Below are 12,183 nucleotides of genomic sequence, written 5' to 3'. Positions count from 1 at the left end.
TTATATCTATTCAACTCTAGTGCAATAACATTCATTCATATGAGTATCAAAATTAACTATATCCACTACTTTATTTTTTGCAATATCAAAAATAACAAAGTTTAATCCTCTCCTATTCAATGAGAAATTTTTTCCATTAATAAGTATTCTTGAAACATTTCCTTGTTTAAATGGTTTACTGTCAATATCAATATAGTTTCCTTCTATATATCCAGAATAATGAACCACTTTATTATCAGCAAGCGATTCAAATATATTCTTTCCACCATTAATAACAGAAATAAATCCATGCCAATGTTTATTTACAAGATCGTTGACCACCCCTATGTCATTAAGCTTTACAGCAATTCTCTTATTTAAAGCGAGACCGGGAGTATCCTTGACCGATATCAAAATAAGATACCTAGATATATCGCTCCTCAATCTGTCTAAATAATCAGAAAGCTCTGTATGTCGCACAAGAGCATCTTCACCAGAAGTCAAGGTCAAATAATGCTCATATTCATTATTTGTATTTTCTATAGTATTTACCACTTCAAGACTCCACTTGGCATCATTGACAATTCTCTTTGGAGAAAAGAGTGCATTCTGCAGCCAAGACTTTGTCCTGTCGATTTGGTTCGCCATTACACTATTAACAGGTGTATAATCAATAGACTCAAACAGCTTTTTATTATGTAATACATCTTTAGGGTCAAAAACAATTCTGCTTTCCAAACCAGTCATTGTCAGAATAGTTTTAAATCGGGCAAGCCCTCTTTTTGGATTGGCAAACGTAATGAAATCCTTATTTAAAAGTACAGAGAAGCAAGTCCCGTGATACGAATCGGTAACAACAAATCTGGCATTACAGAAATAATATAACCAGTCCTGTACTTCCAGATTTTCCACTGCGTCCAATCCAAGAGCTTCCGCATTCTTTGCAAATCTGAACGTAGCACCATCCAGCAAATTAATGAGCTTACACTTCAGCTGACTGGAAATATGAAGCAAGGCTTTTTTGATTTCAGGGTTAGGGTCAAGAATATATGTAACAATGAAAGGTTCTTTTTCAGTAAGTAAAGATTCTTCTGATAATTTTTTATAAAATGCAGCATCATTAAGAAAAATAGCATCAACAACGGTTGTCGCATCATTAACGCCATAATTATCCCTAAGAATCTGAACGCCCGTTTCTTCCCGCAAGCCTATATGGTCAAACCGTCGCAACAGATGACCGATTTCAGCACGCTTTTCCGGCGGATTGGAATCAGTCTCATGACCAAAAGAAGAAGAAAAAGCTATTTTCTTTTTTGTATCATCAACAAAATTCAGCAGAAAAGAATTTTTTGTAAATTCTAGACAATTTTTATGTAATACCTGGTCAGATCCGAGAATAAAGGTATCGGCAAATTTATTGAGTTCAAACATTTTTTCAGGGAGACGAGGATGGCTCATCCTGTCTCCATAATGACGAATACAGAACTTGCGAGAGTGGAACTTGGGATTCAGCTCCGGGTCTCCTTTGGCAATTGGCGATTTATCCACCATCAACACAAGAAGTCCCAATGATTTTAAATAGCTGTATAAAGAGTAATATGTAAGGAGACTACCGTAGTTACATCCATACCAGACACCAACTACAGCGACATCAAACTTTCCCTGCAACGTATAAGATGCTGCTCTTTCAAAAGTATTGGAGCGCAGAAGCTCAAAAAACCTCTTATGATGAAATGGTGTCGCTTTAAACGGACGATTCATCGGCTGACCATGAGTCAGTACCCAGTCCAGAGGAATAGGCTCACAAAGTTTCATCCTACCTTTCAGGACATCAAAAAGTTTTTCAGCCTTGGCACTGTTGACACTCACGATAGAAGTGCCGTGTCCATCATCGAAGGATGAAGAAATCTGTCTAATCAGCCATGCGTCAGCAAGGGTAAAATCTCCCTGACGTGGAAGGCTAGCAGCCTTACATGTACCGCAGCTTTCTCTCACGGAAATGCAAGAACGAAAAATTCTGAAAAAAGAACTAGGTCCCTTTATCCTGCGAATTTCTTTTTTATTTTTTAAATATACAGTTTCTGAATGTCCCCAACCATGAAGAGTCTTTTCACGAAAACGGTAATCAACGACTGTTTCATGAGGAAATGCCTCTGCTACATACTTTTTAAAAGCTTTGGGAGAAGGCCCTCCATGACACATCAAGTCGGCCGTTATCAGCTTATCATATTCCTTATTCAAAAACTTATTAAGACCGGCGACCTGACAGGGAGTTCCGCAAAAAAGAACCCACTGATTTTTCTCAAGAAGTTCCTTTACTTCCCTGAAAATTCTTCCTACATAGCTTTGTACATATTTACTGCCCAGCAATGGTTCAAGGCTCTCTTGAGCTGATACTACAACATGTTGCAGAGTCAGCTCGCTGGAAAAGGCCGCACCACAGACGTAACCTCCCTGCTGACGCACAAAGTCAGCAAGCAAGCCGAACATCCCTCCAGAAGAGCTTTTTTTTCTAAGTACCTCATCTGCAGCCATTACAGCAAAGCAGTCTGGCCTGTCTTTATGCATCTTTAACACATCATCGGCAGGACATACCTTTTTACAAAGGCCACAATTTACACAAAGAGATTCCTGTATAACAGGATGCCAGAATCCCTCATCATCATAGTCCATTCGAATAGCATTCTTTGGACACACGTTATAGCATGCAGAGCATCCTGTACAAAGAGAAGATGCAACCGTAACTATGGAATTATTGAACATAACATTCTCCATTATTGAAGTTTACTTTTACTATTTTATATATAATATCATATACTGAATGTATTTCTCCAAAATCTATCTTCCTTCAATGAAATTAAAAATTTTCTATATTCAGTCTTTAATTTACTATAATTATTCAAAAAAATTATGGAATTTTTAATCATCCAAAAAATATTTCTAATAAAGTATCTGGGGTTGCGCTTCAGTACTATTTCCATCTTGCTGATTTCATTGCATACAAGAACTTCATCACGCAAAAAGACACGATCTATGAACGGAACCTGATATTTGTTCAGGCGACTGATTCCTTTGCGTACCATGCAACCGGGCAACAAATGTCCGTTCAACGACACTCGGCGGATGAATTTGGTGCAGAACGGAAGGCGCACATTTTCCACGGCTTCCGGCACGTCCAGGTAATTTTTACGCAGGGGCCGTGAGGCCTCCATAGTGTACTTTTCCTTGATTTTCGCCCTGATTTTTCCAGTATCCATATTGTCCAGCCAATATTTCGGACCTTCCAGCATATCGGAAAACGACATGGCAATGGCATTGGCCGTATCATACTGATACGCCCAGTTAAAACGATGGAAAAAGGCCCACACCATTTTCAGTATCTGGGCAGGACCGTGGTCAATATGTTCCAGAACAAGATGATGAAGCACATGAGAACGGACATCAAGATACAATGTCATGGGAGATTCCTTGATTTTGAAATCTTCCTGCCATGTAGCGATGCCATTCATGCGGGCAATCTGAAACTTGTTGGTATAAGAAAATTCAATATCATCCCCACGCACAAAGAAAGGGAAGGAGTACATGGAAACTTTCCTAATAGGGAACATAAAGAACCACCAGGCTCCGTAGGTAGGCTCTGGAGCATCTTCTTTTTCATTGTCAAGCAGCACTTCCGGCTTGCGCAAATCGTAATTGCAATGCAGCGGATGGCAGCACTTGTCAAACCACGCACCATTTTCCCACTGCATGAACTTCACGTTCTCCGAAAGCATGGCTCCGCTTATGGCCATGGATGCATCTTTGGCATGCTCCATGAAGCGCATACTGCGAAAAATGGACTCGGCCTCACAGCTGGCGTCATCGTCCATAAACAGGCAGTGAGTGAAACTTCCCTCATCCTTATAATGGAGTAGGTTCCGCATGAAGCCGCCCGTCCCCCCAAGGTTTCTGTTGGGAATAAGAGTAGCTCCCGGCAGTTGTTCGGCACTGAGCGTCTGTCCGTTGTCAACGACAGTCACGGCAATTTTATCATGATAGACGGGATGCGCTGCAATAGCTCTAGTTAAACGGGATACCGCACTGGTCACGGCTTGTTCACGCCGGAAAGAAGTAATACCGATACCCAGCTTCACTTCCTGCACAGGTACATCTTCCGAAAGATAACCGCCTCCGAAAAGGGCACTACCCTCTTCCGCTTCTATGCGGCAACCGAGAATGCCCTCCTTGGGAAGCATCGCCAGAGGATACAGGAAACTGGCACGCTCTTCCGAAGAAAGGACGAACTTATCCAGTACAACTTGTCCCTGTTCCGTCTGCTGGACAAGAGACACCAACGCCTTGCCCTGAAAGTCAAAAAACAGAGAAAGATGTTCAATATTGGTATACTTCGACCATTTACATGCACTAAATGCATTAAAATAGGTCAAGAGGTCCAGCGTTCCTTTTTCGTCGAAATGCACATACTTATCTTCAAAGGAGTAATAAATACCCTTTCCAGAGTGCTTGCAGTATATTTCTTCTTCAGAACAATACTCCAACGAGGGGAAAATAAATCTGTACAGCACATGCTCATTTTGTACGTTATCTATACGTTCAGCTTTATTTTCAGCAAAAAATACTGCACTGTCTTCTCTGGCATAAATTTTAATTTCAAGACTACCCGACGTCAGCCCATGAAGGTCAATACTCAGAGATTCCGTAGTAATCGTGTCACTCTTCAAGGTCTTTTCGAAAATCCAAGTATAGGAATAGAAATCCCTCCAGATTCCCATTCTGACAACGATTTCACCAACAAACGAAATATTTCTGGAAACCTGCCCTCCTTCCTCAGCAAGTCTGCTGACATCAAGTGTCGGCATTATGGACCGGGTATCAAGCTGCATACCTTTGAAAAAAAACAGCGCGTCCTCTGTGAGACATGGGTTATCAACGCCAACATTTACATCTTTAAAAAGTTCCATCATCCATCCCTACCTGATAAATGTTTTTATAAATAACAAACGACAAATACATTTCTGCTTCAATGTCGCCACGCCGCAGTCCACCAAGCCATCACAAAAAAAAATATTGACCGCTTTATATATTTTATTTTTTATATTTCTATCTTTTATTTTTTTTAAAATACTATATGCTTGCATACAAATTTTATATGTAAAAAACGATTTATCATTTATACCTTTTTCTTTTATCCAATTATATTCGCTGTTCCAATTCATAATAATATTATCTATTTTTGAATAAATATTATTTATAGATTGTTTATCATGAATTGTATAGTAATACTTCAACTTATTGATGATATAAATTGAAGGATTGCTATAAAAAAGAGAAATCATGAACGTGACATCCTGAAAGGATGCCCCGGGGCTTTCACAAAAAACAACATTCTTTGTTCTGAGAAATTCCGTGCGATACATGCCGTTATATACGGATGGGTGAGAACGCCAGAAGCGCTTCATCTGATACTTATCCAGTATCTGATCCGTATATTTTTCTTCCCACATATATAATCTGCTTTTTACGCCGTTTATATTTTTATAAAATCCGTTGTACCGGATAACATCGGCGTGGGGATAGCGTTCAGCATATTCATATAATGTGGAATAAAAATCGCTATCTATGGAATCATCAGGTTCATAAATGGCAGTGTAAACACCGCGTGCATGCTTCATGCCGTAGTTGCAGGCATAACCATAGCCGTGGTTTTCTATGGAGAGAATGCGGAATCTCGAGTCGCCTTCCACAAGTTCCGTAAGTATTTCCATTGTTCTGTCTGTAGAACCATCATTGATAAGGAGAAATTCAACATCCTCCATATCCTGTTCTTTCAAACAGGTTACGGCATGGAGGATGAACTTCTCCATATTATAGATGGGAACGACGACAGAAATCTTCACGTCCATGGCTACAGCCCCACAGCCACCTTGGTGGCCACGGCAATCTGGTAGAGTATCTGCGTGATGCCCTTGGCCAGTTCCAGATTCTTGGTATCCACGCGGGGCATGACCAGAATGCGGTCCCCGGCATGAACCCCCAGTTCCGCAATGGGGCCGACCTCCCCGTTCATGCGCGCAACAAGGATGTTGTCCTCATCCGCACGGTCGGTAAGGCCGCCCGCGCTCTTCACATAGTCTTCCGCCTTCATGGCGGCATCGAAGGTCACGGCCTTGGGCAGAAGCACCTCGCCGGACACCTGCACCACGTCGCTCTTCTGCGGAATGACCACTTCGTCGCCGTCTTCCAGCAACAGGTCGCGCACCTGCCCGCCCCGGCTCACCACCACCACGCCGTCGGGCGTGAGGCTTGCCGCACGATGGATGAAGTCCTGCACCAGTTCCGCCTCGCGCACGCGGATCTCGGCCTCCTCCGCCGTGGCGGACGTGGCCGTGAGCGCGGAACGCTCCAGGCGGTGCAGCGAATCTTCCAGTATGGTCTTCTGCTGGCGCGCCACGCTCTGGCGGCGCACATACACGGCGGAAACGTCGGCAAGGGCCGGGTCCACCTCCACATAGGCAAGCAGGGCCCGCAGCGTGGTGCTGTTCTTTACCGGGAAACGCGATGCTCCGCGTATGGCGCCGCTCACCGAGGCCATGATGGTGCGGCCCCGCGTATCGGCCACGAATTCCACGCTGTCCCCGTCGGCAAGACGCATGGAGGAAAATTCCTGCATGGTCATGTATTCATTGAAGGGCCTGCCGCCCCGGATGCCCGTAACGCTCACATGCGTGGCACCGGCAAGGGGGCTGCCGTAGGCGATGAGCTGCGAGCCCGTGGCCTGCCCCTTGAACTCATACCGGGCCTCCTGACGCAACATGCCGCAGGCCGCCACACTCACCCCGCGTTCTCCCACAAGGATGACGTCGCCTTCCTTCAACCGGATGTCGGGCATGTTGCCGTTGAGGGCGAAATCATAAAGATCAAGGCTCGCCACCACCTTGTTGCCTCGCTTTACCTTCACGTTGCGGAAGGTGCCCCGGTTCGGCGTAATGCCCCCCGCCCTGTCGAGGTACGACATCACGGAATCCACGGGGCTGCCCGCATAACGGCCCGGCTGGTTCACAAAGCCCGTCACATACACGGCCACGGGCTGGGAACTCTGGAGGTTGACGTAGATGTTCACGTTGTCGGTGAATACCGAGGCAAGGCGCGAGCGCACCGCGCCCTGAAGCGCGGACTGCTTGAGCCCTGCCACTCGCACAGGCCCCACTTCCGGCAGAAAAATATTGCCCTGCTGGTCCACGGGCAGCACGTCGTCATAGGTTTTCGCGCCCCATACGCGCACCATGATGCGGTCGCCGGGCAGAATGACGTAGTCGCCGTTCATGCCGTCGCTGTAGGTTCCCGCAAAATTTCCCCGGAACAGATTGGCCCCGAAGGGAGCAAGCAGTGCGGAAGCCGAAGGCGCAAGCCCTCCCTGCGCCCAGGCGGGCGGCGCGTCCATCACCGTGGGGGTGGACTGCTTTTCCCGGTACGGCGCCGAAGCGTCGAACACCGGATAGCCCCCGGGCGTGGACTGGGAAACCACGTTCATGCCGTTTCTGGCCGAGGCAGGCAGCCCGCCCTGCATGGGCGTACCCGATGACATGGAAGAGCCGCCGTACTGCGCCGCCCCGCTGTAGTTCTGAAGCGGATTCTCCGCTGCAAAAACAGGCTGAGCACAGAGCGTGCAGAGCGAAAATAGTATGCCGGCGTGGTATATCGCTTTCATATTAAAATCCCGCATGTTCTCGGATGGACGCCCATACCAGCGACACGATGCCCAGAAGGAGCAGCAGCGCCGCAAACACATAGAGCGTGAAAAGGAAGGGCCGGGGGTACAGAGATTCGTCCGGCAGCGTAGGCTGCTGATACGCCACCACATAGCGCGACTGCGCCATCTGCTGGATGCGCGCCTGCTCCAGGGAGGTCATGGCCGAAACAAGCTGCTTCTGGGCAAACTCCGCCTCTATGGTCAGGTCTTCGTACTCGGCCACAAGGGAGTTCAGGTTGCCCTGCACGGTGCTCTGCCCGGCCACGCGCAGCTTTTCTTCCCCGAGCTGCTTTTCCACCGCCGCAAGGCGCCGGTTCAGCGACTTCAGAAGCGGAGCTTCCGCGTTCATGTACGATTTTGCTTCCGATATCTGGGTGCGGAGCGTCGTGGCTTCGGCTTCCAGCCGCGTCACCAGTTCCTGAAGACCGGCAGCCGTGCTCTTGGGGTCGATGAGATTGTGGGTGTCGCGGAATTCCCGCATGGCGCTCTGGGCATGGCGCACACGCTCTTCCGCACGGCTCACTTCCTCGCGCGCAAGTTCCACCGCATCGTGGCGTGCCCGCTCGTTCATGGCGTTCACCAGCGCCTCGCTCCGCTTTAAAATGGCCTGCGTGAGCTTCTGCGCCATTTCCGGCGTGTAGGCCTTCACTTCCAGAGAAATGATGCCCGTATCCACATTGAGCTGCGGCAGTACCGCCCAGCGCCAGTAGCGGATCAGTTCGTCCTGCGTGGGGTGCTGCCACAGACGGGAAATGATATCGTGGTCCCGGCTGCTGTAGTGTTTTACCAGCCCCAGTTCCCGGTCGATATCCTGAGCAAGATCAAGGCTCTGAATATAATCGTTGAGAATATACGAATCGTTCCCCGTGGAGCCGGAAGTTTTTAAAAACATGGAGGCAAAATCCGTGCCCCCCGAAGCCGACGTATCGGAACTGCGTATGGCAAAGCTCGCGCTCGATACGTACATGGGCGAGGCCAGTACGGAAAAATAGAAAAAGGCCAGCAAGGTAGGCAGAATCAGCAAAAAAAGCCACGGGCTTTTAAGAATACGGCGAAGCATGCGCCCTTTCCGGCGCTTCTCCCCCGAACCTCCGGGCAAAGAAACAAGAATCACGCTTTCCTTTTCCACCGTGGAAGGCGCAACCGTTCCTTTGGCCGCAACCTGGGGAGCAGCTTTCGCCGCCGGGGCGGGAGCTGCCGCTTTCTGAGGATCCGGTGTTTTTACGGCATCACTCCGGGAAGCGGGAGCCGCAGGCGCGGGTTTAGCCGCAGCCCCCGCACGGGCAGTTGCCGCGGCCTTGGGAGTTGCGGCAACGGAAGAAGCCGCCGTTTGGTTTTTGGGCTGTGCAGGAGGCACAGGCTCCCCGGCCGGAGCTGCTTTTTTGGCAGCTGGGGCAGAAGCCTGCCCGGAAGCAGGAGCGGCTGCAGGAGACTCCGCCTTACCGGCGGCCGCCTTTACAGGCTTTTGTTCCTCAGCAGGCTTTACGGCCGCCTTGGGAGAAGCCGGGGCCTGTACGGCTGCGGAAACATGTTGTTCTTCGTTATGTTCTGGCACGGCAAAGTTCCTCATAACAGGCAAGAGCGTCGTTCAGCGTATCGAAGAAGTGCAGGCGGCCATCCTTCAAAATGGCCGCGTTGTCGCAGTTCTTCCGTATGACCGAGGTGCTGTGCGCCACCACAATGAGCGTGGAGTTGGCCTTTCGCTGCTGAAAAAGCCGTTCGCTCTTGGCGCGGAAGGAGGCGTCGCCCACGGCGTAGGCCTCATCAATGAGATAGAAATCAAAGCCTATGGCCATGCTCAGGCCGAAGGCCAGTTTGGAACGCATACCCGAGGAATAGGTGCGGATGGGCATGTCCATGTAGGGCCCGAGTTCGGAAAAATCCTCCACGAAATCGGTCACCTGTTTGATATCCGCCCCGTAAATACGGCAGGTGAAACGCAAATTCTCCCGCCCGGTGAGGCTGCCGTGGAAACCGCCCGTAAAACCTATGGGCCAGGAAACACGGCTGGTACGCCTCACATACCCTTCATCGGGCACAATGCCGCCGGAAATAATCTTCATCATTGTGGACTTTCCCGCCCCGTTCAGGCCGAGAATCCCCATGTTCACCCCTTCGTGAAAGGTATGGGAAACATCGTCCAGCACTATTTTCCTTACTCCGTGAGATAAGGAATAATATTTGCTTACATGGCACAGTTCTATCATGCTATCTTCCTCCGCACATAACGCTCAAAAAGCAGGCCGAGGCAAAGGCATGCCATGGTAATAATACCGATGTACAATATACTGTAGGATACAGCAGGGTATCCTTTGGACAGGCAGAATCTTCCCCATTCTATAAGCTGTATCAATGGATTATACCAAAGATACTTCATAATATAGGAAGGTATTACCGTTGCGGAATAAAATACTGCCGATGCAAAAAGCAGTATCCGTAAAATCATGGGAACGATTTTTTCCACTGTAGGAAAAAGTACGGAAAGAGAGGAACATATCATTCCTGCTCCGAGACCGAGCAGCGGCGTTATTATAAGTATAACGACAATACCGCCGAAATCGTTAATATATACTTCCCTTTCAAAAAACTCTGAAAGAAAAATAATAATGATACCGGAAACGATTTCCGTTGCCCATACAATCAACATTCTGGCGATCATGATATCCAGCGGCGTAACCTGCGGAAACGTCAGCAGCGCTTTGTTTCCGCTCACGGCGCTCATGCATTTATTGATGGTGCCGCTGAACATGTGATAAATACCGAAGCCCATCAGCAGAAAAATCAGTATGGACATACCGTGCGGATCGGCAGCGCCAAGGGCATACCTGAGCCCCCAGAACACAAAAATATTCCACATGGTCTGGATAAGCGCCCACAGATAGCCCAGGCGGGATGTACCGTAGATGGTATGCACCTCGCGCATCATCAGGGCATAGATGACGCGACCCTGCACGGTAAGCGCGCTGTCCATGGCTTATCTCTGCACGTTTTCAAAAATCGGCTCGGCCGTCGTCCAGCCCGACGCATCTCTGCATGCGGCAATGCGGTGGGTGATGCCCCCGGCGCGAACCGCCGCCCTTCTGCACGTCTGCCCGAGGCCGGACGTGTAGGAAGATTCCAGCATTACCAGGCTGTCCATACCGAAAGGCGTGGGCATGAGCGCCTCTTCCCCCACCTGCATGCGGGAAAGCGCCAGCGCAAAGGCATCCCCGGAAGGCACCGCCGCTTCCGCGGGCGCAGAAGGCACGGAAGGCTGCTTCTGCACGCAGCCCGAAGCAAGGACACAGACAAGAAACGACGCCGCAAGGCACGCAAAGGCCCTGCCGCCTGCGCGGAGGCTGCCCGGAACAAGGCGAACAATCATTGGAAGGCCCCCTGCGAAGGATCGGCCTGACCGCCCTGCATCTGCGACTGAAGAAGAAACGCCTCGGAGGAATAGTGCCCCAGGCGGTTGCGTACATCCTTGTACGTTGCCCCGTTCTGAAGCAGCGAATGCACGAAGATATGACGAAGGTCGTTCAGGCGCAGGGTGGGACGCCCCAGCTCGCGGCGAAGCTTGTCCCAGAAGGCGAACACCGTGACCACCCTCTCCCCCGTGGCGGGGCGGAAGAACAGCCACGGCACATCGGCACGCACGGGCAGCTCGGCAATAAGCCTCACCGCCGCCTCGCTGAGCGGCAGACGGCGCACAATTTCGGAGCCCCGGCGTACGGCAAGGCTGCGCCCGGGAAGGTCCACATCTTCCCGGCGGGCATAGAGAATTTCCGACTTGGAAGCTCCGGTCAGAAGCAGAAGATGAATGGCCCGCGCCGCGATATTGTTCCGGTACTGAGTGAGAAGAGCGATGAGGCGCTGCTTTTCCGAAGCGGAAAGCACCTCCGGGCAGCGCGGAGCGCTGCGGCGGCACACGGCATGGCGGAAGGCTTCGTCGCTTGCCAGCACATGCCAACGTACCGCGCAGTTCAGAATATACTTCACCAGCCAGAACAGCCGGTAGCAGGTATTGTGCGACAGCCCGGAGGCAAGGAGCTCTTCCTTCCACCGGCAGAGCTTCTCCTCATCAATATCCTCAAGCCGGCAGTCCCCCAGATAGGGCAGAATATGCCGGTGCACATACCTCACATCCGTCTGCCAGCTGCGCTTGTGTTCCCTGATGTAGGGAACATACCTGGTATGAATGAATTCGCTCAGCACCATACGCCCCGCTGTTTCGTGCAAGAATTGAAAATTCTTCAAGGAGAAAAGCCTGGCTTTCCCCCTAGTAACAGAAGATATGAACGCACGATAGCAAATATCGGAATTCTGACAAGGGTGAAAAAGAAGGAGACTCTACTAACATATTATATTTTATAGCAAAAAAAATAATACTGTTCGACCCCTCACGCATGTTTGTAGTGGTGTTGTCAGTTTATACCGGAAGAACAGGAAGATTGTTCAATGTAACATGCTAAAAT

The 12,183-nt window shown here is 49.4% G+C and carries 9 protein-coding genes; all 9 read right to left on the bottom strand.

Features of this window, described 5'->3' with window-relative positions:
- Nucleotides 1-6: 6 nt before the first annotated feature.
- Entirely contained in the window at nt 7-2,742 is a 2,736-nt protein-coding gene (locus CZ345_RS06350) for a polysaccharide pyruvyl transferase family protein (protein ID WP_077072342.1), read from the bottom strand.
- 47 nt (nt 2,743-2,789) lie between these two features.
- Complete coding sequence (locus CZ345_RS06345) at nt 2,790-4,943, bottom strand: glycosyltransferase family 2 protein (RefSeq protein WP_144277272.1); 2,154 nt, start codon at nt 4,941-4,943, stop codon at nt 2,790-2,792.
- Between the two features lie 6 nt (nt 4,944-4,949).
- Nucleotides 4,950-5,882, bottom strand: coding sequence for a glycosyltransferase family 2 protein (locus tag CZ345_RS06340; protein WP_077072341.1), 933 nt, complete (start codon nt 5,880-5,882; stop codon nt 4,950-4,952).
- A gap of 2 nt (nt 5,883-5,884) precedes the next feature.
- A complete protein-coding gene (locus CZ345_RS06335) occupies nt 5,885-7,687 on the bottom strand; it encodes a polysaccharide biosynthesis/export family protein (protein ID WP_077072340.1) in 1,803 nt (600 codons plus the stop codon).
- 1 nt (nt 7,688) lies between these two features.
- A complete protein-coding gene (locus CZ345_RS06330) occupies nt 7,689-8,789 on the bottom strand; it encodes a KpsE/RkpR family capsule polysaccharide export protein (protein WP_239446631.1) in 1,101 nt (366 codons plus the stop codon).
- Nucleotides 8,790-9,270: 481 nt separating this feature from the next.
- A complete protein-coding gene (locus CZ345_RS06325; protein WP_077072339.1) occupies nt 9,271-9,936 on the bottom strand; it encodes an ABC transporter ATP-binding protein in 666 nt (221 codons plus the stop codon).
- Nucleotides 9,933-10,700, bottom strand: a complete 768-nt coding sequence (locus CZ345_RS06320) for an ABC transporter permease (protein ID WP_077072338.1) — start codon at nt 10,698-10,700, stop codon at nt 9,933-9,935. Before CZ345_RS06320 ends, CZ345_RS06325 begins: the two co-directional genes overlap by 4 nt.
- A gap of 3 nt (nt 10,701-10,703) precedes the next feature.
- Nucleotides 10,704-11,093: a DVU3141 family protein gene (locus tag CZ345_RS06315; RefSeq protein ID WP_077072337.1), complete on the bottom strand. Its 390-nt coding sequence runs from the start codon at nt 11,091-11,093 to the stop codon at nt 10,704-10,706.
- Nucleotides 11,090-11,926 (bottom strand): tyrosine-type recombinase/integrase, encoded by an 837-nt coding sequence (locus tag CZ345_RS06310; RefSeq protein WP_077072336.1) that lies wholly within the window; start codon nt 11,924-11,926, stop codon nt 11,090-11,092. Before CZ345_RS06310 ends, CZ345_RS06315 begins: the two co-directional genes overlap by 4 nt.
- Between the last annotated feature and the right edge of the window lie 257 nt (nt 11,927-12,183).

This window comes from Mailhella massiliensis (genome assembly GCF_900155525.1).
Lineage (GTDB): Bacteria > Desulfobacterota > Desulfovibrionia > Desulfovibrionales > Desulfovibrionaceae > Mailhella > Mailhella massiliensis.
The sequence above is the reverse complement of the archived record's forward strand: the minus strand, read 5'-3'. Positions and strand labels throughout refer to the sequence as shown.

What these genes read in the sequence shown, in the direction of transcription:
- CZ345_RS06345 (WP_144277272.1), bottom strand. Translation starts at nt 4,943, where the DNA reads ATGATGGAACTTTTTAAAGATGTAAATGTTGGCGTTGATAACCCATGT.
- CZ345_RS06315 (WP_077072337.1), bottom strand. Translation starts at nt 11,093, where the DNA reads ATGATTGTTCGCCTTGTTCCGGGCAGCCTCCGCGCAGGCGGCAGGGCC.
- CZ345_RS06340 (WP_077072341.1), bottom strand. Translation starts at nt 5,882, where the DNA reads ATGGACGTGAAGATTTCTGTCGTCGTTCCCATCTATAATATGGAGAAG.
- CZ345_RS06330 (WP_239446631.1), bottom strand. Translation starts at nt 8,789, where the DNA reads ATGCTTCGCCGTATTCTTAAAAGCCCGTGGCTTTTTTTGCTGATTCTG.
- CZ345_RS06335 (WP_077072340.1), bottom strand. Translation starts at nt 7,687, where the DNA reads ATGAAAGCGATATACCACGCCGGCATACTATTTTCGCTCTGCACGCTC.
- CZ345_RS06320 (WP_077072338.1), bottom strand. Translation starts at nt 10,700, where the DNA reads ATGGACAGCGCGCTTACCGTGCAGGGTCGCGTCATCTATGCCCTGATG.
- CZ345_RS06350 (WP_077072342.1), bottom strand. Translation starts at nt 2,742, where the DNA reads ATGTTCAATAATTCCATAGTTACGGTTGCATCTTCTCTTTGTACAGGA.
- CZ345_RS06325 (WP_077072339.1), bottom strand. Translation starts at nt 9,936, where the DNA reads ATGATAGAACTGTGCCATGTAAGCAAATATTATTCCTTATCTCACGGA.
- CZ345_RS06310 (WP_077072336.1), bottom strand. Translation starts at nt 11,926, where the DNA reads ATGGTGCTGAGCGAATTCATTCATACCAGGTATGTTCCCTACATCAGG.